16 protein-coding genes are annotated in these 21,593 nt (G+C 72.3%); 11 read left to right on the forward strand and 5 right to left on the reverse strand.

Features of this window, described 5'->3' with window-relative positions:
* Window positions 1-86 precede the first annotated feature (86 nt).
* On the reverse strand, window positions 87-1,043 hold the full coding sequence (locus ACZ8ZB_RS24080; RefSeq protein ID WP_470741568.1) for a 5-dehydro-4-deoxyglucarate dehydratase: 957 nt from the start codon (window positions 1,041-1,043) through the stop codon (window positions 87-89).
* 641 nt (window positions 1,044-1,684) lie between these two features.
* Here ACZ8ZB_RS24080 and ACZ8ZB_RS24085 point away from each other — a divergent pair.
* The 4 genes from ACZ8ZB_RS24085 to ACZ8ZB_RS24100 all read left to right on the forward strand — a co-directional run bounded on the left by ACZ8ZB_RS24085 (window position 1,685) and on the right by ACZ8ZB_RS24100 (window position 5,659).
* Entirely contained in the window at window positions 1,685-1,834 is a 150-nt protein-coding gene (locus tag ACZ8ZB_RS24085) for a hypothetical protein (RefSeq protein WP_470739728.1), read from the forward strand.
* A gap of 139 nt (window positions 1,835-1,973) precedes the next feature.
* On the forward strand, window positions 1,974-2,153 hold the full coding sequence (locus tag ACZ8ZB_RS24090) for a hypothetical protein (RefSeq protein WP_470739729.1): 180 nt from the start codon (window positions 1,974-1,976) through the stop codon (window positions 2,151-2,153).
* Window positions 2,154-2,352: 199 nt separating this feature from the next.
* The gene (locus ACZ8ZB_RS24095) at window positions 2,353-5,436 is read left to right on the forward strand and encodes a helix-turn-helix transcriptional regulator (RefSeq protein ID WP_470739730.1); all 3,084 of its coding nucleotides are present in this window, start codon (window positions 2,353-2,355) and stop codon (window positions 5,434-5,436) included.
* Window positions 5,437-5,470: 34 nt separating this feature from the next.
* Window positions 5,471-5,659, forward strand: a complete 189-nt coding sequence (locus ACZ8ZB_RS24100; RefSeq protein ID WP_470739731.1) for a DUF6191 domain-containing protein — start codon at window positions 5,471-5,473, stop codon at window positions 5,657-5,659.
* Window positions 5,660-5,663: 4 nt separating this feature from the next.
* Here the strand turns inward: ACZ8ZB_RS24100 and ACZ8ZB_RS24105 are convergent, their stop codons facing one another.
* The gene (locus tag ACZ8ZB_RS24105) at window positions 5,664-6,869 is read right to left on the reverse strand and encodes a PQQ-dependent sugar dehydrogenase (RefSeq protein ID WP_470739732.1); all 1,206 of its coding nucleotides are present in this window, start codon (window positions 6,867-6,869) and stop codon (window positions 5,664-5,666) included.
* Between the two features lie 72 nt (window positions 6,870-6,941).
* Window positions 6,942-7,940, reverse strand: a complete 999-nt coding sequence (locus tag ACZ8ZB_RS24110; protein WP_470739733.1) for an aldo/keto reductase — start codon at window positions 7,938-7,940, stop codon at window positions 6,942-6,944.
* Between the two features lie 75 nt (window positions 7,941-8,015).
* Between ACZ8ZB_RS24110 and ACZ8ZB_RS24115 the strand changes: the two genes are divergently transcribed.
* From ACZ8ZB_RS24115 to serA, 6 genes are all read left to right on the forward strand, one after another.
* Window positions 8,016-8,969 (forward strand): 2-hydroxyacid dehydrogenase, encoded by a 954-nt coding sequence (locus tag ACZ8ZB_RS24115; protein ID WP_470739734.1) that lies wholly within the window; start codon window positions 8,016-8,018, stop codon window positions 8,967-8,969.
* A 413-nt stretch (window positions 8,970-9,382) separates the two neighbouring features.
* Window positions 9,383-12,373 carry a putative bifunctional diguanylate cyclase/phosphodiesterase gene (locus tag ACZ8ZB_RS24120; RefSeq protein ID WP_470739735.1) on the forward strand — a complete coding sequence of 997 codons (2,991 nt, stop codon included), beginning with the start codon at window positions 9,383-9,385 and terminating at the stop codon, window positions 12,371-12,373.
* Window positions 12,374-12,604: 231 nt separating this feature from the next.
* The gene (locus ACZ8ZB_RS24125) at window positions 12,605-14,455 is read left to right on the forward strand and encodes an acetolactate synthase large subunit (protein ID WP_470739736.1); all 1,851 of its coding nucleotides are present in this window, start codon (window positions 12,605-12,607) and stop codon (window positions 14,453-14,455) included.
* A gap of 35 nt (window positions 14,456-14,490) precedes the next feature.
* Window positions 14,491-15,015, forward strand: coding sequence for an acetolactate synthase small subunit (ilvN, locus tag ACZ8ZB_RS24130; RefSeq protein ID WP_030216544.1), 525 nt, complete (start codon window positions 14,491-14,493; stop codon window positions 15,013-15,015).
* A gap of 117 nt (window positions 15,016-15,132) precedes the next feature.
* Window positions 15,133-16,131 carry a ketol-acid reductoisomerase gene (gene ilvC / locus ACZ8ZB_RS24135; RefSeq protein WP_369179888.1) on the forward strand — a complete coding sequence of 333 codons (999 nt, stop codon included), beginning with the start codon at window positions 15,133-15,135 and terminating at the stop codon, window positions 16,129-16,131.
* A gap of 276 nt (window positions 16,132-16,407) precedes the next feature.
* Entirely contained in the window at window positions 16,408-17,997 is a 1,590-nt protein-coding gene (serA, locus tag ACZ8ZB_RS24140; protein WP_470739737.1) for a phosphoglycerate dehydrogenase, read from the forward strand.
* 53 nt (window positions 17,998-18,050) lie between these two features.
* Here serA and ACZ8ZB_RS24145 read toward each other — a convergent pair whose 3' ends face one another.
* The gene (locus tag ACZ8ZB_RS24145) at window positions 18,051-19,616 is read right to left on the reverse strand and encodes an MFS transporter (RefSeq protein WP_470739738.1); all 1,566 of its coding nucleotides are present in this window, start codon (window positions 19,614-19,616) and stop codon (window positions 18,051-18,053) included.
* 66 nt (window positions 19,617-19,682) lie between these two features.
* On the opposite strand from ACZ8ZB_RS24145, the gene ACZ8ZB_RS24150 reads away from it, so the two are divergent.
* A complete protein-coding gene (locus ACZ8ZB_RS24150; RefSeq protein WP_470739739.1) occupies window positions 19,683-20,273 on the forward strand; it encodes a TetR/AcrR family transcriptional regulator in 591 nt (196 codons plus the stop codon).
* Here ACZ8ZB_RS24150 and ACZ8ZB_RS24155 read toward each other — a convergent pair.
* Window positions 20,254-21,522, reverse strand: a complete 1,269-nt coding sequence (locus tag ACZ8ZB_RS24155) for a helix-turn-helix domain-containing protein (protein ID WP_470739740.1) — start codon at window positions 21,520-21,522, stop codon at window positions 20,254-20,256. The two genes, ACZ8ZB_RS24150 and ACZ8ZB_RS24155, sit on opposite strands and share 20 nt — an antisense overlap.
* Between the last annotated feature and the right edge of the window lie 71 nt (window positions 21,523-21,593).

Genomic DNA, 21,593 nt, shown 5'->3' on the forward strand with positions numbered 1-21,593 from the left:
GTTGAGCGGACTCTCGGACGGCGTCCGTACGGTGCCGCAGGGGTCCTCCGGGCGGCCCGGAGGACCCCTGCGCGGGTTCAGAGGGCTCAGGAGGCGAGTACGGCGCGCGCCTCGGCGATGATGGCCGCCAGCTCCTCGGTCTCGGACGCGGTGAGGGACGTCAGCGGCGGGCGGACCGGTCCGGCCTCCAGGCCCTCCAGAGTGACCCCGGCCTTCACCAGCGACACCGCGTACCCCGGGACCCGCTTGCGCAGCCGGGCCAGGGGGTGGAAGAAGGCGCGCTGCAGCGCGTCGACCCGCTTCCGGTCGCCCTCCTCCACCGCGCGGTGGAAGGCGAGGGAGACGTCGGGGGCGAAGGCGAAGGCGGCCGACGAGTACAGCTCCACGCCCAGTGCCCGGTACGCGAGCTGGCTCGCCTCGGCCGTGGGCATGCCGTTGAAGAACTGGAACTCCTTGCCGGTCCCGTCGAGCGCCTCCCGTACGGCGGGGACGATCCGTGCGAGCAGGTCGAGGTCACCGGTGCCGTCCTTGAGGCCCACCACGTGGGGCAGCCGGGCGACCTCGGCCGCCGAGCGCTCGTCGAAGCGGGCGTTCGCCCGGTTGTAGACGATCAGCGGCAGGGCGGTCTCGCCGGCCACGGCGCGGGTGTAGGCGACGAGCCCGTCGGCAGGAGCCTCGACCAGGTAGGGCGGCATGAGCAGCAGACCGTCCGCACCGGCCCGAGCTGCCACCCGTGCGAGCCGGCGAGCCTGGCCGACGGCGCCGCCGGCCCCGGCGTACACCGGGACGCGCCCGCCCACCGCCTCGACCGCGGTGCGGACGACGGCGGTGTACTCCTCGTGGTCCAGGGCGTGGAACTCGCCGGTGCCGCAGGCGACGAAGACTCCGCCCGGGCCGGCGTCGACCCGGGCCGCGACGTGCCGGCGCAGGGCGTCGAGGTCGACGTCGCCGGTCGCGGTGAACGGGGTGACGGGGAAGAAGAGAACGCCTTCGAGCATGGGTGGCTTCCTACTCTGGGTGAGGGACGGGAGCGGTGGGGCCAGGGGCCGGGGAAGGGAGAACCGGCACGGGCCGCGCGGCCCGGGTCGTGCGGGGCCATCAGGGCGTTCGGCAGGTCGTGGAAGGGGGCCGGCCCGGTGCGCCGGGCGGTCCTGACCCCCACCCGTCCGGCGCGGCGCCCGCGCCGGGGACGAGCGCCTCGTGGAGCGCCTCCTCGGTGGTGCCGCCCGTGACCATGCCGGACGTGCCGTCGCCGCCCGTGGTGCCGGCACGTCCGGCGCGCGGGTGGTGCTGGCGATCGGCTCGTCGAGGCTCCACACGTCCCTGCCGACCGGTTCGTCGGGGGCGCGCCGCAGCCGCTCCGGGTGCACCGTGCCGCCGCAGACCTCACCGGCGCCGGCCGTGTCCAGCAAGGGACGGTCCCGGAAGGCCACGGGGACGGCGGTGGCGCAGACGATCCGCTCTGAGGTCCGAACCATGAATGCCATCCCCATATGTAGTCGGCGTTCTCATTTGTAGACAGCGGGGTGGGGTGGTGTCAATGGGCGGGCCTCGGCACCGGGGCGAGCGCGGCCGATGGGCACGGCGACCCCCGTCGGGGCCGCCGAGGGCGATGGTGCGGCAGGGACCGAGCGGGCCGCGGCCGCGGGCCACGACGAGCGCGTTCTTCCCGGGGGGCCCGCTGATGAGCCCGGTCGCGCCGGCGGTGGTCGCCGACGTGCTGCCCGCCGGTCCGCTGACCCGTCGGCCGAACGCGCGGCACACGCGTCCGGCGGCCACGGTCCTCGCGGTCGTCGGCGCGGCGGCGCTGGGGGCACGGCGACCGAGGCCTTAGGAGGCCTGAGTACCTTCTAAGGCCCCGGACCGGCCGCAAGATACGGAACCCTCCCGATGTGGTGGGCCCGCCTTGGAGACGAAGGTGGAGGCATCGCGAAACGCGATGGCCGACACCGACTCCTCCGAGGGAGCGCCCCATGTCCGAGCACGCACTCCATCAGCTCCGTCACGACGACCTCCTCCGCAGCGCGGAGCACGAGCGCCAGGTCCGGGCGGCCCTGCGCCTCCGCCGTTCCGTGCGCCGCGAAGCCGCTGAACGGGGCGCCGAGTCCGAGAGCCATCCCCGCCACCGGATCCGTCTCGCCCGAGCCGCATGAACCTCACCCCGGGCGGCGGCCGCACGGGGGTCGGCCGCCGCCCGCCCGTACCCGAGGTCCGCCACGTGCCGCCGTTTCCGCGGGCGGTCGTGCCTCCCCCAGCGCCTCAAAGGCCCGGGAGGCGCCCCGCAGGCGCCCGTCCGCGGGCTCGTCCCGCCCCATGACGAAAACCGGTGACCCGTTGACGGAAGGTCATGCGATGCTCAGGCGCGTGGAGACCAAGTCCGTCAGTCCCGTGTTCGTGGGCCGCAGCACCGAACTCGACACGCTGAACACCGCCCTCGCCCGCGCCGCCGCCGAGCCCCAGGCACTGCTCGTCGGGGGCGAGGCAGGCGTGGGGAAAACCCGCCTCGTGGAGGAGTTCGCCGCCGCCGCCCGCCGCCGCGGCGCGATCGTCGCCCTCGGCGGCTGCGTGGAGATCGGCGCCGACGGCCTCCCCTTCGCCCCCTTCTCCACCGCCCTGCGCCAACTCCGCCGCGAGCTGCCCGACCAGCTCGCCGCCGCCGCCTCCGGGCAGGAGGAGGAGCTCGCCCGTCTGCTCCCCGAGATCGGCACCGCCGCCGCCCGTGAGGCCCGCCGCGACGAACAGGGCGTGGCCCGCCTCTTCGAGCTCACCGCCCGTCTGCTGGAGCGCGTCGCCACCGACCACACCGTCGTCCTCGCCCTGGAGGACCTGCACTGGGCCGACGCCTCCACCCGCCACCTGCTCGCCTACCTGTTCCGCACCCTGCGCACCGGCCGTCTCGTCGTCCTCGCCACCTACCGCTCCGACGACATCCACCGCCGCCACCCCCTGCGCCCCCTTCTCGCCGAGCTCGACCGGCTCCGCACGGTCCAGCGCGTCGAACTCGGCCGCTTCAACCGTGAGGAGGTCCACCGGCAGATCGCCGGCATCCTCGCCCGCGAACCCGACCCCGACCGCGTCGACGACATCTTCGAACGCTCCGACGGAAACGCCTTCTTCGTCGAGGAACTCGCCGTCGCCGCCGACGAGGGCTGCTGTACCGGCCTCACCGACTCCCTGCGCGACCTCCTCCTGGTCCGGGTCGAAGGGCTGCCGGAGAGCGCCCAGCGGGTCGCCCGGATCGTCGCCGAAGGCGGCTCCACCGTCGAGGACCGGCTGCTGGCCGCCGTCGCCCGGCTCACCGAGGACGACCTCATCGAGGCCCTGCGGGCCGGCGTCAACGCCAGCATCCTCGCCCCCGCCCCCGACCGCGACGGCTACCGCTTCCGCCACTCCCTGGTCCGCGAGGCCGTCAGCGACGATCTACTGCCCGGCGAACGCTCCCGCCTCAACCGCCGCTACGCCGAGGCCCTGGAAGCCGACCCCACCCTCGTCCCCGCCGACGAGCGGGTGACCCGCCTGGCCAGCTACTGGTACCACGCCCACGACGCGGCCAAGGCCCTGCCCGCCGTCCTCGACGCCTCCGTCGAGGCCCGCCGACGCCACGCCTACTCCGAACAACTGGGCCTGCTGGAGCGGGCGATGGAGCTGTGGGACGCCGTCCCCGACGCCGTACGGGACACCCTGCGCCCCCTCGACCACGCCGAGGTCTACCCTCCTCCCCCACTGCCTGAAGGGCGTGGGGGCACCCCCAGTGGCTGTGACCCCGGGACGACGCCGCTGCGCTATCTCGACCTGATGGCCGAGGCCGCCGTCGCCGGCCGCCTCTGCGGGGAACGCGAACGCTCGATGAAGATCACCAAGCGGGCGCTGCGCCTCCTCGACGAGGACCCGGACCCCCTGCGCGCCGCCTGGTTCTGGGTGCAGCGTTCCCGGCTCACCCAGGCCCTCGCCCGAGGCGACGGCTGGGCCGAACTCGGCACCGCACAGGACCTGGTGCGCGGACTGCCCCCGTCCGAGGTGCACGCCGAGGTCCTCGCCTCCGCCGCCAGCTGGTCCATGCTGCACGAACCCGGCCCGGAGGCCATGGCCGCCGCCGAACGCGCCGTCGAGTACGCCCGTATGGTCGGCGCCCACGACATCGAGCTCAACGCCCGGCTCACCCTCGGCGGCCTCATGGTCGACGCCGGTGACATCGACACCGGACTCGCCGAGATGTACGAGGTCAAGGACAGGGCGACCGAACTGGGTGTGGACATGGTGGTGGCCCGCGCCCATGTGAACCTCCCGTCCGTCCTCGAAGGCGTCGGCCGCTCCGAGGAGGCCGCGGCACTCCTCCACGAAGGCGTCCACGTCACCCGCAGGCTCGGACTGCTGGACTCCGAGGGCTGGGTGTGGGGCAACCTCGCCGAGTCCCTCCACTCGCTCGGCCGCTGGGACGAGGCGGCCCGCGCCGCGGCCAACGCCCAGCGTTTCGAGCAGAGCGCCAAGCCCCGCGCCGGGGGCTCGATGCGTCTGGCGTACCTCGCGTACGACCGGGGGGACATGGCCGAGGCGGCCCGCCGGCTCGCCGACGCCCGCACCTTCTTCGGCACCCACGACCCGATGCCGCAGTACGCCCTCCCCATGAAGTGGGTCGCCGTCGGCATCGCCGCCGCGGAGGGCCGCCTGGCCGACGCCCGCGCCGAACTGCTCGCCGTGCTCGACACCGGACTCCCGCCCGGCACCCAGCGCTACGGCTGGCCCCTGTTGCTCGCCGTCACCACCGCGGAGGCCGACGCCCACGGCGACCCGGCGACCGAGCCCGGCCGCCCGGAGATCCTGGACCGGATCCGCACGGCGGCCAGGACGCTGGCGACCGGCGTACCCGTATGGAAGACGTACGACCTGTGGCTGCGCGCCGAGCTGCTGCGCGCCGAGGGCAGGCCCGCACCGGACGAGTGGTCCGCGGTCGTCGCGGCGGTCGAGCCACTGGGACGGCCCTATGACCTCGCACGCGTCCGGTTCCGGCTCGCCGAAGCGCTGCTCGTCACCGGAGCGGGCGACGACGAGCGCGCCCGCGCCACGGAACTGCTGAGGCTGGTGACCGCCGCCGCCGACCACCTCGGCGCCGCACCGCTGGCCCGGTCCGCCGGCCTGCTGGCGCAGCGCGCCCGGCTCGCACTGGTCCCCGTCACCCGCGACCGGGCCTCCGCGGATCCGGCCGACGCGCTCGGCCTCACCAGCCGGGAGCGCGACGTGCTGCGCCTGGTGACCGCCGGCCGCACCAACCGCCGTATCGCCGAGGAGCTGTTCATCTCCCCGAAGACGGCCAGCGTCCACGTCTCCAACATCCTCGCCAAGCTGGGCGTCTCCGGACGGGGAGAGGCGGCGGCGGTGGCGCATCGGCTCGGTCTGTTCGCGACGGAGACGGGTGCACGGCCGGCGGCGGGACAATAGGCGTACGACCCATTCGCCCTCGGGAAGGGGAGCGGTGTTCAACGCCTTCGAGGAACTGTTCGCCCCCGGCCGTAAACACACCCGCGACGAGCAGAACCGACTGGAACTGACTCGGGAGGACGTCGGCGACGCCGACCCCGGACGAGGACCGATAGACCTCGCCTCCGGGAAGGTCACCGTACGCCCGCCGACGGCGCCGGGGGAGGAGACCGAGGCGGAATGAGCGGCTAGCTCACCTCCAGCTCCAGGATCCGGTCGTCCACCTCCTCCGGGTTGCCGCGTCCGTCCGTGTTGCTGGTGACCAGCCACAGCTTGTCGCCGCCCGCCGCCGCCACCGTGCGCAGCCGGCCGTAGTCGTCCTCCAGGAAGGCCTGCGGGTCCGCCGAGGTCTCCGTGCCCTTCAGCGGTATGCGCCACAGCCGCCGGCCCTGCAGGCCCGCCATCCAGATCGAGCCCTGGGCGTGAGCGATGCCGCTGGGGGAGGCCTCGTCCGTGCTCCACTGGTCGACCGGGTCGTGGAAACCGCCGTCGTCCGACTCGCCCTCCGCCTCCGGCCAGCCGTAGTTGTCGCCCGGCTCGATCGCGTTCAGCTCGTCCCAGGTGCTCTGGCCGAACTCCGAGGCGAACAGCCGCTGCCTGCCGTCCCACGCCAGGCCCTGCACATTGCGGTGGCCGTACGAGTACACCGCGGAGCCGGGGAACGGATTGCCCGGGGCCGGCTCGCCCTCCGAGGTCAGCCGCAGGATCTTGCCGCCCAGGGACTCCTTGTCCTGGGACAGACCCGTGTCGCCGCTCTCGCCCGTGCCTGCGTACAGCATCCCGTCCGGGCCGAAGGCGATCCGGCCGCCGTTGTGGATCTCGCCCTTGGGGATGCCCCGGAAGACCGTGTCCGGCGCGCCCAGCTGCTCACCGGCCGGCTTCCCCTCGTCGTAGACCATGCGGACGATGCGATTGTCGGAGGCCGAGGTGAAGTACGCGTAGATCATGCGGTCCGAGGCGTACTCGGGGGAGAGGGCGATGCCGAGCAGGCCGCCCTCGCCGGACGGCGACACCCCGGGCACCTCGCCCACCTCGGTCTTCTCACCGGTCCTCCCGTCGACCCGGGTGATCGTCGCCTCGTCGCGGGAGGAGACCAGCAGGTCGCCGTCTGCCAGCGGGGCCAGGCCCCAGGGGGAGCTCAGGCCCGTGGCCACCGTGCGGACCACCTTCACCGAGCCCTTCGCGGGCGGTGTCTCCTCCGCGCTCTCCTCCGGCGACGAGGACGACGTCGCCGCCGTACCGGTCGGGGAGGCGCTGCCGTCTCCGCCCGGCGGTCCTCCGTCGTCGGAGGAGCAGCCGGCGGTCAGCAGGAGCGCGGCGGCGGCCAGTACGGCCGTCACGGCTCGTCGTTGCACGATCTCGTCCCTTCGACGCGGCGGGGTCCTACCTGTCATACACCGCTCGTGCTCCCGAAGTTCCCGATCGCCGAACCCCGAACCACCGGATCGCCGCCGCGGGTCCGTCGCTCAGTCCCACGACCCCTGTGCGGCGGGCAGTTCCGCGATCTCCGCGAGGTCGCGTTCCGTCAGGCGCAGGTCCACCGCGGCCGCGTTCTCCACGACCCACCGCTCCCGCTTGGCGCCGGGGACCGGGATCACCTGGCGGCCCCGGCTCAGCACCCAGGCCAGCGCCACCTGCGCCGGGGTGACGTGCTCGCCGTGCCGGCGGGCGACGCGGCGCAGGCCGACCACGATCGGCTGGTTCGCGGCCATCATCTCGGCCGTGAAGCGGGGGTGCCGGGCGCGCAGGTCGTCCGCCTCGAAGCCCACGCCGGGCGTCAGCGTCCCGGTCAGGAAGCCGTTGCCCAGCGGCATCGCCGCCAGGAACCCGATGCCCCGCGACGCGCACCACGGCAGCAGCGCCCGGAGAGCCTCCGGCGACCACACCGACAGCTCCGCCTCCACCGCGCTCACCGGGAAGACCTGCTGCACCCGCTCCAGTTGGCGGATCGTCGCGTCGTGCAACCGCGCCCCCGGCCGCCGCGCCGAGCGAGCCCCCACCGCGCACCACCCCAACGCCCGCACCTTTCCCGCCCGTACGAGCTCGGCCATCGCACCCCAGGTCTCCTCGACCGGGACCTCCGGGTCGGCGCGGTGCAGCTGGTAGAGGTCGATGACATCGGTCTGGAGACGGCGCAGCGACGCGTCACAGGCCCTTCTCACGTACCCGGGACGACCGTTGGCCACGATGTGCTGATCGCCCACCAGCAGCCCGACCTTCGTCGACACGAAGGCGTCGGAGCGCCGCTCCTTCAACACCCGCCCGAGCAGCAGCTCGTTGGTGAACGGGCCGTACATGTCGGCGGTGTCGAGGAGCGTCGAGCCCGCGTCCAGCGCCCGGTGCACCGTCCTGAGCGACTCCTCGCCGCGCTGCCGGGAGGTGCTGTAGGCCCAGCTCATCGGCATGCACCCGAGTCCGACGGCCCCCACCGCGAGCGCCCCCGCGCCGATCGTCCTGCGCTCCACCTGGTCGTGACCCTCCCTCTCCGGCCCTCCAACCTAACCCGCGCCCTTCCCGGCCTCTGAACTAGCCTCCGGACCATGACCACTGCTGACGTATGGCTTCCCATCCCGCCGGACGAGATCGAGGGCCTTCCCGAAGGGCCGCGCTACCTCTTCTGGGACGGTGACCAGGAGTTCCCCGCCGACCCGGCCGACTGCGGCTTCTACGTCGTGCCCTACATGAAGCCCGCCGGGGTCGGTGTGCGCCCGCTGCCGCTGATGCGCTCCGTCCGCGTCGTACAGACCCTGTCGGCCGGCACCGACCACGTGGAGCCCGGTCTGAAGGACCTGCCCCCCGGCGTACGGCTGTGCAACGCGCGCGGTGTGCACGAGGCCAGCACCGCCGAGCTCACGCTCGCGCTGATCCTGGCCTCCCTGCGAGGCATCCCCGACTTCGTGCGGGCACAGGACGAGGGGGAGTGGCGCGGCGGGTTCCGGCCCGCGCTCGCCGACAAGAACGTGCTCATCGTGGGGTACGGCGCGATCGGCGCGGCCATCGAGGACCGGCTCGTTCCGTTCGAGCTCGCGCGGGTGGTGCGCGTCGCGCGCTCCGCACGCACCACGGAGCGCGGGCCGGTGCATCCGCTCGCCGAACTGCCCGCCCTGCTCCCGGAGGCGGACGTCGTCGTCCTCTCCACACCGCTGACCGAGACCACCCGGCACCTCGTGGACGCCGGGTTCCTGGCCCGGATGAAGGACGGCGCCCTGCTGGTGAACGTGGCCCGCGGCGGCGTCGTCGACACCAAGGCGCTGCTCACCGAGCTGGAGAGCGGTCGCATCACCGCGGCCCTCGACGTCACCGATCCCGAACCGCTGCCCTCGGAACACCCCCTGTGGCGGGCGCCGGGCGTCCTCATCAGTCCGCACGTCGGCGGACCCACCTCCGCCTTCCGGCCGCGCGCCGAGCGATTGCTGGTCCGTCAGTTGCGCCGTTACCTGAACCAGGAGGAGCTCGGCAACGTGATCCTGGTGACGGGAGCGGAAGATCTGTAGTCCGCTTCGAGCACCGTCCGCGTTTATCCGGGCGCGGTGGGTACTCATACATCAATTGGCCGTTACGCAGCGTAGAGAACCTATGTCCCTGAGTGACGACACTGGTGTATCGTCCCGACAGGGGCCGCGCCGCTGACCGACGGCGCGGGGGCAGGACACTGCGGACAGTGAGGGGGGCGACGGACGATGCACGGCCTGTGGACGAGCGATCCGACGCGGCGGAGCCGTCGGCGACGACCGTGGCGCACGGCCGCGCGCGGCCGTGGTCACGAGGGTGGCCACCGCACCCGGCACAGCGGCCCTCATGGCGGTCCCGGCCGTCGCCGCCCCGCGCGCGGCAGCCGCGGACGGCAGGACCACCCGGTGCTCCGGAGGCCGGGCGACCCGGGAGCGGAGCGGACCGGGAGGCGCCGGTGAGCGCCCCCACCCCCACCTCCACGCTGGACGGAGCACCGCGGCAGCAGCCCTCGCCGACGACACCGCTGCCGGGTGCGCCGGCCGTCGGCCGCCGACCCGGTCCGGTCGCCCAACTCGTGCTGGCCCTGGTCTGCGCGGCCTACGCCGTCGGCGCCGCGCTCGGCTGGGGCTCGGAGCACCTCGCGCTGATCATGGGCGACTTCGGGCTGAGCGCCGCGGCCGGCGCCGCCGCCGTGTCCTGTTTCGTCTACGCCCGCAGCCCCCGTACCCCCTTCCGGCCCGCCTGGCTGATGTTCGGCCTCTCCTCGTCCATGGCCTCCCTGGGCAATCTGATCTGGGGGTGGTACGAGGTCGTCCTCGGGCTTCCCGTACCCAGCCCCAGCTACGCCGACCTGTTCTTCCTGTGCTTCGCGCCGCCCGCCATCGTGGGACTGCTGGTGCTCGCCAAACGGCCCGCGAACAAGGCCGGCTGGGTCTGTCTCGCCCTGGACGCCTGGCTGATCGGCGGTTCCCTGCTCACCCTCGCGTGGAGCCTCGCGCTCGCCCAGGCCGCGCGGGCCGAGGGGCCGGGCGTCGCGCGCACCGCGCTGTCCCTGGCGTACCCGCTGCTCGACATCGCCCTGGTCAGCATGGTGCTCGCGCTGCACTTCCGGCGCTCTGCGGTCAACCGGTCCGCGGTCAACACCGCGATCGGCGCGCTCGCGCTGACCGTGATGTGCGACGCCCTGTTCACCTCCCCGCTGCTGCACGCCGGCTACCGCTCCGGACAGCTGCTCGACGCGGGCTGGTTCGCCGGCTCGCTGCTCCTGGCGTACGCCCCCTGGACCGCGCCCCGCGGTGGGCGGCCCGAGCGGGAGGGGCACACGCGGGTGGTCCGCGAGCACCTGCCCGGGCGGCACGGCGTGCCGGACCACCACCACGGACCGCCGCCCGGCGAGCACACCCGGCATCCGCTCTCCCGGCCCATCACCGGCTCCCTCGCCGCGCTCACGCCGTACCTCGCCGCGGCCGTGTGCACCCTGGGGATCCTCTACAACGTCCTCAGCGGCCGCAGCGTCGACCGCGTCGTGCTGCTCACCGGGGGCACCGTGGTGCTCGCGCTCGTCGTGCGCCAGGGCATCATGCTGCTCGACAACATCACCCTCACCCAGGAACTGGCGCAGAAGGAGAACCACTTCCGCTCCCTGGTGCAGGGCTCCAGCGACGTCATCATGATCGCCGCGCCCAGCGGCATCCTCCGCTACGTCTCCCCGGCCGCCGCCGGGGTGTACGGCAGGCCCGCGGAGGAGTTGGAGGGGACCGAACTGGCCGGTCTCATCCACCCCGAGGACCTGGGCTGTGTGGTGCACGAGGTGCGCCGCTTCCTCGCCGCCAGCCCGGTCGAGGAACCCACCACCCGCATCGAGTGCCGCTTCCGCTCCGGCGACGGCGGCTGGCTGAACGTCGAGTCGACCGTCAACCGGCACTACGGCGGCCTGATCTTCAACAGCCGTGACGTGACCGAGAGGGTGCGGCTCCAGGCGCAGCTCCAGCACAACGCGGAGCACGATCCGCTCACCGACCTGCCCAACCGCGCACTGTTCACCCGGCGCGTCCAACAGGCGCTGTCCGGCCGCCGGGCCTCGGACCGCGGGGCCGCCCTCAGGGGCACGGCGGTGCTCTTCATCGACCTCGACGGCTTCAAGGGCGTCAACGACACCATCGGGCACCAGGCCGGGGACGAACTGCTCGTCCAGGCCGCCCGCAGACTCCAGGACGCGGTCCGCAAGGGCGACACCGCCTCCCGGCTGGGCGGCGACGAGTTCGCGGCCCTGATCGTCGGGGACGGCGTCCGCGACCGGGACGCCCGTGAGCGGCACATCCTGGAGCTCGCCGACCGCCTGAGAGCGACCCTCTCCCAGCCCTACGCCATCGACGGCAACGATGTCCGGGTCAACGCCTCCATCGGCGTGGCCTTCGCCGAACCCGGCCTCGGCGCGGGCGAACTGCTGCGCAACGCCGACCTCGCCATGTACCGGGCGAAGGCGGCCGGCAAGGGCCGTGTGGAGCTGTACAAGCCGCAGATGCAGCAGGACGTGGTGCGCAAGGCGGAGCTGGCCACCCGGCTGCGAGCGGCGCTGCACCACGGCGAGTTCGCCCTGCTGCACCAGCCGGTGGTGTGCCTGGAGGACGGCCGGATCACCTCGGTCTGCGCCCAGGCGCGCTGGCGCTCCTCCCAGGGGGTGCTGTTCACCCCCGCGGAGTTCCTGCGCGTGGCAGAGGACGGTGAGAAGACCGCCGAGCTGGGCCGCTGGGTGCTGGAGGAGGCCGTCGAGCAGGCCGCCGAACGGCACGCGACCGGTCTGCCCGTCCCGGTGGCCGTCCGGCTGAGCGCCCACCGGCTGCTGGACCGGTCGCTGCCCCTGGGCTCGATCGAGGCCCTGCTGACCCGGCACGGGCTGCCGTCCGGCTCCCTGGTCGTCGAACTGGCCGACACCGACCCCAGGGTGTCGCTCGACGAGCTGGAGCGCCGGTTGACCGTGCTCAAGCGGATCGGCGTCCGGATCGCGCTCGATGGCTTCGGCAGCGGTCCCGCGGCGATCACGGCCTTGCGGCGGCTCCCCGTCGACATACTGAAGCTCGACCGGAGCCTGGTCGACGGCGTGGTGGAGTCCGCACGGCTGTACAAGATCACCAGCGGTCTGCTGCGGATCGCCTCCGACCTCGGGATGCAGACCGTGGCCGACGGCGTGGACCTCCCCGAGCAGGTCGCGGCCCTGCGCATGATGGGCTGCACGCACGGGCAGGGCAAGGCCTTCTCCGGGCCGCTGGACGAGTACCGGCTGCGCAGGGCGCTGGCCGCCGGGCACTACCCGGTGCCGCCCGGACCGGCCGAGCCGGTGTTCGTCGGCGGGGGCTCCGGGGTGTACTCCACCGGAGTGACCGCCGTCCTCCAGGGCGGTACGGCACTACGCTCACATAATGAGACTCCCGTCCCACCCGCTTGACACTGGGTGCGCGCCGGGTGGAGGGTCAATGCCATGCGCACCCGAATTCTCGTACTTGGAAAGCGCGTCGGCTGACGCTGAGCCTCCACCGCTCAGCGACTCACCACCCGGCGCGCTCCCCTCGCTTGCCTTACGGCACGAGGGGTTTTTTGTTGCACAGGCACCTGTCCAGCAGTACGCGTGACCCGCACGAACTTCGCAAAAACCCTCAGCATCGAGAAGAGAATGCCGATGACCGAGCAGGCCACCGGGGCCCATCACCCGCAGCCCCGGCCCCGATCCGGAGGACAGTCCGCCCCCGTCGAGCACGTCACGGGCGCACAGTCCCTCATTCGCTCTCTCGAGGAGGTCGGCGCCGACACGGTATTCGGCATTCCGGGCGGTGCGATCCTTCCCGCCTACGACCCGCTGATGGACTCCACCCGGGTGCGCCACGTCCTGGTCCGGCACGAGCAGGGCGCCGGTCACGCGGCCACGGGCTACGCGCAGGCCACCGGCAAGGTGGGCGTCTGCATGGCGACCTCGGGTCCCGGCGCCACCAACCTGGTCACCCCGATCGCCGACGCGCACATGGACTCGGTGCCGATGGTCGCGATCACCGGCCAGGTCGCCTCCAAGGCGATCGGCACGGACGCCTTCCAGGAGGCGGACATCGTCGGCATCACCATGCCGATCACCAAGCACAACTTCCTGGTCACCAAAGCCGAGGACATCCCCCGGGTGATCGCCCAGGCGTTCCACATCGCCTCCACCGGCCGCCCCGGCCCGGTGCTGGTCGACATCGCCAAGGACGCCCTCCAGGCGAAGACCACCTTCTCCTGGCCGCCCACCATGGACCTGCCCGGCTACCGGCCCGTCACCAAGCCGCACGCCAAGCAGATCCGCGAGGCCGCCAAGCTGATCACCGCCGCGAAGCGGCCGGTCCTCTACGTCGGCGGCGGCGTCCTCAAGGCCCGCGCCACCGCCGAGCTGAAGGTCCTCGCCGAACTCACCGGAGCTCCCGTCACCACCACCCTGATGGGACTCGGCGCGTTCCCCGACAGCCACGAGCTGCACGTGGGGATGCCGGGCATGCACGGTTCGGTCACCGCCGTCACCGCGCTGCAGAAGGCCGACCTGATCGTCGCCCTCGGAGCCCGCTTCGACGACCGCGTCACCGGCAAGCTGGACAGCTTCGCCCCGTACGCCAAGATCGTCCACGCCGACATCGACCCGGCCGAGATCGGCAAGAACCGCGCCGCCGACGTGCCGATCGTCGGCGACGCCCGCGAGGTCCTCGCCGACCTCGTCCAGGCCGTCCAGAAGGAGCACGCCGAGGGCAACCGCGGCGACTGCACCGCCTGGTGGAAGGACCTGAACCGCTGGCGCGAGACCTACCCGCTCGGCTACGACCTGCCCGAGGACGGCTCGCTCTCCCCGCAGCAGGTCATCGAGCGCATCGGGCAGCTGGCGCCCGAGGGCACGATCTTCGCGGCGGGCGTCGGCCAGCACCAGATGTGGGCCTCGCACTTCATCCAGTACGACCGGCCCGCCACCTGGCTGAACTCCGGCGGCGCCGGGACGATGGGCTACGCGGTCCCGGCCGCCATGGGAGCCAAGGCCGGCGTCCCCGACCGGGCGGTCTGGGCGATCGACGGCGACGGCTGCTTCCAGATGACCAACCAGGAGCTCACCACCTGCGCCCTGAACAACATCCCGATCAAGGTCGCCATCATCAACAACGGCGCCCTCGGGATGGTCCGCCAGTGGCAGACCCTCTTCTACAACCAGCGGTACTCCAACACGGTGCTGCACTCCGGCCCCGGCGCGGACACCGCCGAGAAGAGCGCCGGCACCCGCGTCCCCGACTTCGTGAAGCTGTCGGAGGCCATGGGCTGCTACGCGATCCGCTGCGAGGACCCGGCCGACCTCGACAAGGTCATCGAGGAGGCGAACTCGATCAACGACCGCCCGGTCGTCGTGGACTTCATCGTCCACGAGGACGCGATGGTGTGGCCGATGGTCGCCGCCGGCACATCCAACGACGAGATCATGGCCGCCCGGGACGTCCGCCCCGACTTCGGCGACAACGAAGACGACTGAGAGCCGTCAGGACTTTCAAGCAGAGGAAGCAGATCATGTCCAAGCACACGCTCTCCGTCCTGGTGGAGAACACCCCGGGCATCCTGGCCCGGATCGCCGCCCTGTTCTCCCGCCGCGGCTTCAACATCGACTCGCTCGCCGTCGGCGTCACCGAGCACCCCGACATCTCCCGCATCACCATCGTGGTGAGCGTCGAGGAGTTCCCGCTGGAGCAGGTCACCAAGCAGCTCAACAAACTCGTCAACGTGCTGAAGATCGTCGAGCTCGAACCCGGGCAGGCCGTCCAGCGCGAACTCGTCCTGGTGAAGGTGCGTGCCGACAACGAGACGCGCTCCCAGATCGTCGAGATCGTCCAGCTGTTCCGCGCCAAGACCGTGGACGTCTCCCCGGAGGCCGTGACCATCGAGGCCACCGGCAGCAGCGACAAGCTGTCCGCCATGCTCAAGATGCTGGAGCCGTTCGGCATCAAGGAGCTCGTCCAGTCCGGCACGATCGCGATCGGACGCGGCGCCCGCTCCATCACGGACCGGTCGCTGCGCGCCCTGGACCGGTCGGCGTAGCACCTGAAACGGGCGGCCGGGACACGACCGGCCGCCCGTATCGCGAGACCCGCAACCTTCCCCCTCCCCCATCGTCATACGGTGGGACGCAACACCTGCACACAAGGAGAGAACCCAGTGGCCGAGCTGTTCTACGACGCCGACGCCGACCTGTCCATCATCCAGGGCCGCAAGGTCGCGGTCATCGGTTACGGCAGCCAGGGCCACGCCCACGCCCTGTCGCTCCGTGACTCGGGTGTCGACGTCCGCGTCGGCCTGCACGAGGGCTCCAAGTCCAAGGCCAAGGCCGAGGAGCAGGGCCTGCGCGTGGTGAGCCCGTCCGAGGCCGCCGCCGAGGCCGACGTCATCATGATCCTCGTCCCGGACCCGATCCAGGCCCAGGTCTACGAGGAGCACGTCAAGGACAACCTGAAGGACGGCGACGCCCTGTTCTTCGGCCACGGCCTGAACATCCGCTACGGCTTCATCAAGCCCCCGGCCGGCGTGGACGTCTGCATGGTCGCTCCCAAGGGCCCGGGCCACCTGGTGCGCCGTCAGTACGAGGAGGGCCGCGGCGTTCCCTGCATCGCCGCCGTCGAGCAGGACGCCAGCGGCAACGCCTTCGCGCTGGCCCTGTCGTACGCCAAGGGCATCGGCGGCACCCGCGCCGGCGTCATCAAGACCACCTTCACCGAGGAGACCGAGACCGACCTGTTCGGCGAGCAGGCCGTCCTCTGCGGTGGCACCGCGGCGCTGGTCAAGGCGGGCTTCGAGACCCTGACCGAGGCCGGCTACCAGCCGGAGATCGCCTACTTCGAGTGCCTGCACGAGCTGAAGCTGATCGTGGACCTCATGTACGAGGGCGGCCTGGAGAAGATGCGCTGGTCGATCTCCGAGACCGCCGAGTGGGGCGACTACGTCACCGGTCCGCGGATCATCACCGACGCCACCAAGGCCGAGATGAAGAAGGTCCTCGCCGAGATCCAGGACGGCACCTTCGCCAAGAACTGGATGGACGAGTACCACGGCGGTCTGAAGAAGTACAACGAGTACAAGCAGCAGGACTCCGAGCACCTGCTGGAGACCACCGGCAAGGAGCTGCGCAAGCTCATGAGCTGGGTCGACGAGGAGGCGTGAGCCCCGCTCCCCGCGACGGCGCCGTGCGTGACGGGCGCCGTCGCGGGGCTTGTGCCCCGGACCCCTCCGGAGGGACTGGAACCAGTTGGCCAGTCCGTACAGCCACTTCCGGGTGATCGATCCGCAGAGGCGCAAGACGCCCCGCCCCGCGCCACTAGACTGCTGCACAACAAACGCGTCAGGCCCACAGCGTCGTGCGTCTTCCACGCGGCTAGCACTTCTTCACCGCCTGCGGCCGTCGGGACGGCCGTCCGCATTGGACTTGTGAGGACTCACGTGAGCTCGAAACCCGTCGTACTCATCGCTGAAGAGCTGTCGCCCGCCACCGTCGACGCACTCGGTCCGGACTTCGAGATCCGCCACTGCAACGGTGCGGACCGTGCCGAGCTGCTCCCGGCCATCGCCGAGGTGGACGCGATCCTGATCCGCTCGGCCACCAAGGTCGACGCCGAGGCGATCGGCGCCGCGAACAGGCTCAAGGTCGTCGCCCGCGCCGGCGTCGGCCTGGACAACGTCGACGTCTCCGCCGCCACCAAGGCCGGCGTGATGGTCGTCAACGCCCCCACCTCGAACATCGTGACCGCCGCCGAGCTCGCCTGCGGTCTGATCGTCGCCACCGCCCGTCACATCCCGCAGGCCAACGCCGCGCTGAAGAACGGCGAGTGGAAGCGCAGCAAGTACACGGGCGTCGAGCTGGCCGAGAAGACCCTCGGCGTCGTGGGCCTGGGCCGCATCGGTGCGCTGGTCGCCCAGCGCATGTCCGGCTTCGGCATGAAGGTCGTCGCCTACGACCCCTACATCCAGCCCGCGCGGGCCGCGCAGATGGGCGTCAAGGTCCTGTCGCTGGACGAGCTGCTCGAGGTCTCCGACTTCATCACCGTCCACCTGCCCAAGACCCCCGAGACCGTCGGCCTCATCGGCGACGAGGCGCTGCGCAAGGTCAAGCCGAGCGTGCGCATCGTCAACGCCGCGCGCGGCGGCATCGTCGACGAGGAGGCGCTGTACTCGGCGCTCAAGGAGGGCCGGGTCGCCGGCGCCGGCCTCGACGTGTACGCGAAGGAACCCTGCACGGACTCCCCGCTGTTCGAGTTCGACCAGGTCGTCTGCACCCCGCACCTCGGCGCCTCCACCGACGAGGCGCAGGAGAAGGCCGGCATCGCCGTCGCCCGCTCGGTGCGCCTCGCCCTCGCCGGCGAGCTGGTCCCGGACGCGGTGAACGTGCAGGGCGGTGTCATCGCCGAGGACGTCAAGCCGGGCCTGCCGCTCGCCGAGCGCCTGGGCCGGATCTTCACCGCGCTCGCCGGTGAGGTCGCGGCCCGCCTCGACGTCGAGGTGTACGGCGAGATCACCCAGCACGACGTGAAGGTGCTGGAGCTGTCCGCGCTCAAGGGCGTCTTCGAGGACGTCGTCGACGAGACGGTCTCCTACGTCAACGCCCCGCTGTTCGCCCAGGAACGCGGTGTCGAGGTACGGCTGACCACCAGCTCGGAGTCGGCCGACCACCGCAACGTCGTCACCGTGCGCGGCACCCTCTCCGGCGGCGAGGAGGTCTCGGTCTCCGGCACGCTGGCCGGCCCCAAGCACGTCCAGAAGATCGTCGCGGTCGGCGACTACGACGTGGACCTCGCACTCGCCGACCACATGGTCGTACTGCGCTACGAGGACCGTCCGGGCGTCGTCGGCACCGTGGGCCGCATCCTCGGCGAGGCCGGCATCAACATCGCCGGCATGCAGGTCGCCCGCGCGACGGTCGGCGGCGAGGCGCTCGCGGTGCTGACCGTCGACGACACGGTGGCCGCCGGGGTCCTGGCCGAGCTGTCGGCGGAGATCGGGGCGACCTCCGCCCGGTCGGTCAACCTGGTCTGACGCCACCGGGGGTTCTGCCCCCCGGGCCCCGTCCGTCCTGAACGGACTCGTCCTCACACGCCGGACGGGCTGACCCGGTCAGCCCGTCCGGCGTTTTCCGCGTCCGCTTCCTCCCGCACCCGCACCCGGCGCAGCGCCGCCGACGCCAGGACCGCCGCACCGGCGAACACCGCGGCACCCGCGATCGCCGCCGCGTTCATCCCCCGCGTGAAGGCCTCCCGAGCCGCCGCCGCGAGGGCGTCTCCCGCCTGCCCCGGCAGACGTTCGGCGACGGCGAGCGCGCCGCCCAGTGTCTCGTGGGCCGCCGCGGGAGCGGAGTCCGGCACCCCGTCCCGGTAGACGGCGGTGCCGACGGAGCCGAGGAACGCCATGCCCAGCGCCCCGCCGAACTCGGTGCCGGTCTCCATCAGGGAGGAGGCGGAGCCCGCCCGTTCCACCGGAGCGGCGCCCAGCGCGAGGTCCATGATCTGGGACATCACCGCGGTGACGCCCATGGCGAGCACACCGCAGGCGACCAGGACGAGTACCAGGTCGTCCGTGTCCACGGACGACAGCAGCGCGTAACCGCACGCGGCGGTGGCGAAGCCCGCCGTCACCACATGGGCGCGGTTGACGCCCTTCTGCACCAGATGGGTGGCGAACGGTGCCGCGAAGCCGATGGGAACCGACGGCACCAGCGCCCACAGGGCCGCCTCCAGAGCGCTCTTGTCGAGCACCGACTGGATGTACTGCGTGGTGAAGAACGCCGAGCCCATCATCCCGAACATGGTGACCAGGTTGAGGACGGCGGCGGGGCCGAAGCCGCGACCGCGGAACAGGACCGGGGGGATCATCGGGGAGGCGGCCGTCCGCTGCCGGTACACGAACAGGGCCGCGAAGAGCAGGCCGACGGTGACCGACACGACGTACCGCACGTTCCATCCCTCGGACGGGATCTCCTTCAAGCCGTAGATGACCGGCAACACGGCGGCCATGGACAGCGGGACGCTCGGCCAGTCGAAGCGGCCCGGATCGGGATCCCTGGACTCCGGCAGCAGGACCGGGCCGAGGGCCAGCAGCAGAGCCATCGCCGGCAGGTTCACCAGGAAGACCGAGCCCCACCAGAAGAACTCCACCAGCAATCCGCTCAGCACCGAGCCGAGCGCCACGCCCGCCGTCATCACGGCGGACCAGATCGCGATCGCCTTCGCCCGCTGCGCGGGATCCGTGAAGAGCGAGCGCACCAGGGCCAGTGTGGAGGGCATCAGGGTGGCACCACCGATGCCGAGGACCGCGCGGGCCGCGATCAGCGTCTCGGCGGTGTGCGCGTAGGCCGCGAGCAGGGAGGCGGCGCCGAAGGCGGCGGCGCCGATCAGCAGCAGCCTGCGGCGGCCGATCCGGTCGCCCACCGAGCCCATGGTCATCAGGAGGCCGGCCACGGCGAAGGCGTAGACGTCGAAGATCCACAGCTGCTGGGTGCCGCTCGGTTCCAGGTCGGCGCTGATCTCGGGGATCGCGAAGTAGAGGACGGAGACGTCCATCGAGACCAGCAGCAGCGGGAGCATCAGCACGGCGAGCGCGGTCCACTCGCGTCGGCCGGCGCGGGTCGGGTTCGGTGTCATGCCGGTGACTGTACGCATGTATTATACGTATGTCTAGAACGCTTGTATAAGACGCATGTATGGACGGGCGGGTAGGGTGGTGTCATGGGACACCGTGAGGATCTGCTCGAGGGCGCCAAGCGCTGCCTGCTCGCCAAGGGCTTCGTGCGCACGACGGCGCGGGACGTCGTCAAGGAGTCGGGGACCAACCTGGCGTCCATCGGCTACCACTACGGGTCGAAGGACGAGCTGCTCGCCCGTGCCTACGTCTCACTGATCGAGGGGATGGGGGACGCCTTCGACGGTGACGGCGGCGTGGAGGAGACCGAGCCCGGTTCCCTGGAGCGGTTCGAGCGGGTGTGGTCGAACATCATCGGCACCATGAAGGACCCCGGCTCGGTGTGGCGGCTCAGCATGGAGGTCCTGGCCCTCGGGGACCGCCTCCCCGAGGTCCGCGACCATCTGGCGGCGGCCCAGCGCGAGGCCGGACGCGGACTGGTCCCGCTGCTGCTGGGCGGCCGGGAGGAGGACGTGTCCGACGAGACCGCGGACACCGTCGGCATGTTCTACGTGACCCTGATGACGGGCCTCATCGCCCAGTGGACCTTCGACCCGAAGACGGCGCCCGAGGGCGGACAGCTGGCCGCCGGTCTCCGCCGGGTGATCGAGGCCGCCGCTACAGACGCGCGGCCTTGAGCGCCATGTGCAGCAGCAGCCGGTCCTCGCCGTCGTCCAGGTCCAGGCCGGTGAGCTGCTCGATCCGGGACAGGCGGTAGTAGAGGGTCTGGCGGTGGACGCCCAGCTCGGCCGCCGTGCGGCCGGCCTGGCCCGCGAGGTCGAGGTAGACCTCGGCGGTGCGGGCCAGTTCGGCGTGCGCGGGGGAGAGCAGGGGGCCGACGACGGGATCGCGGGCGGCGCCCCGGGGCAGCGCGGTCAGCAGGCGGAAGGGGCCGATCGACGCCCACCGGGCGACCGGTCCGAGCCGGGGCTCGGCCAGCGCCGCCCGTGCCGACGCCGACGCCTCCGCCCAGGCCGCGCCCAGTTCGGCGAGACCCGCGCGGGGCGCGGCGATCCCCGCGGCCGCCGGCGGGCCGCCCCCGCTTCCGGAACCGCTCGAACCCGCCCGCTCCAGCAGCCGTGAGGCCGCCGTCGTCGCCGGGGCCAGTACGTCCGCCGAGCGCAGCCGCAGCAGCAGGGCCAGGGACAGCCCGTCCCCCCCTGCATCGAGGGTGCGGGAGGCGCCTCCGGCCGCCCACGGCAGGGTGCACAGCGCCGTCGCCCCCGGCACCGTACGGACCGACGGGGCGTCGTCCGGGTCGACGGAGGGCCAGGGGGCGACACAGACCACCGTGTGCGGACCGTCGGCGCGGCCGCCGAGGGCGGCGCGCAGCTCGGCGACGGCCATCTCCCGCTGCCAGTCCCGCTCCGCGGTCAGCACCGCCCGCAGCTCCCGCGTGAGGTCGGCGCCGTGCTGCGCCTCGTCCGCGAGCAGCGCCCCGATCCGGGCCGTCACCCGCATGGCCGCGTCCAGCTGCCGCTCGGAGGGGCCCGGGTCGTAGTCGAGCAGCCAGACGTACCCGAGGACGACCCCCCGATGGCGTACCGGCAGACAGACGCGTCCCCGGTGGACCCCCGCCTCGGGGGTGCGCGGGATGCGGACCGGACCGGTCGCGCGGGTGATGCCGAAGCCCTCGAACCAGGCGCGGACGGCGGCCGTCGAACGGCGGGTCAGGATCGAGCGGGTGCGCACCGGGTCCAGCGCCGAGGGATCGAGATCGCCCTCACTGTCGTACGCCCCGAAGGCGATCAGCTCGAAGTCGCGGTTCTCCAGGGTCGCCGGAGCGCCCAGCAGCTCCGAGATCTCGTCCACCAGCTCCTGGTAGTCGTCCCTGCGTTCCGGCGTCACCCGGGCATTCTGCCGCAGAACCGCAGGACCTTCATACATCTGTCTGAGATCCGCGGCACGGATGCGTGACAGCTGTCGATGGCCCACGATCGGGGGCATCCGTAGGTTTC

The sequence above is a fragment of the Streptomyces sp. 12E genome (genome assembly GCF_055633275.1).

Excerpts from the sequence above, each read along its gene's own strand:
- ACZ8ZB_RS24085 (WP_470739728.1), top strand. The coding sequence starts at position 1,685 with ATGAGCCCGGTCGCGCCGGCGGTGGTCGCCGACGTGCTGCCCGCCGGT.
- ACZ8ZB_RS24090 (WP_470739729.1), top strand. The coding sequence starts at position 1,974 with ATGTCCGAGCACGCACTCCATCAGCTCCGTCACGACGACCTCCTCCGC.
- ACZ8ZB_RS24095 (WP_470739730.1), top strand. The coding sequence starts at position 2,353 with ATGCTCAGGCGCGTGGAGACCAAGTCCGTCAGTCCCGTGTTCGTGGGC.
- ACZ8ZB_RS24105 (WP_470739732.1), bottom strand. The coding sequence starts at position 6,869 with ATGACAGGTAGGACCCCGCCGCGTCGAAGGGACGAGATCGTGCAACGA.
- ACZ8ZB_RS24115 (WP_470739734.1), top strand. The coding sequence starts at position 8,016 with ATGACCACTGCTGACGTATGGCTTCCCATCCCGCCGGACGAGATCGAG.
- ACZ8ZB_RS24125 (WP_470739736.1), top strand. The coding sequence starts at position 12,605 with ATGACCGAGCAGGCCACCGGGGCCCATCACCCGCAGCCCCGGCCCCGA.
- ilvN (WP_030216544.1), top strand. The coding sequence starts at position 14,491 with ATGTCCAAGCACACGCTCTCCGTCCTGGTGGAGAACACCCCGGGCATC.
- ACZ8ZB_RS24145 (WP_470739738.1), bottom strand. The coding sequence starts at position 19,616 with ATGCGTACAGTCACCGGCATGACACCGAACCCGACCCGCGCCGGCCGA.
- ACZ8ZB_RS24150 (WP_470739739.1), top strand. The coding sequence starts at position 19,683 with ATGGGACACCGTGAGGATCTGCTCGAGGGCGCCAAGCGCTGCCTGCTC.
- ACZ8ZB_RS24155 (WP_470739740.1), bottom strand. The coding sequence starts at position 21,522 with ATGTATGAAGGTCCTGCGGTTCTGCGGCAGAATGCCCGGGTGACGCCG.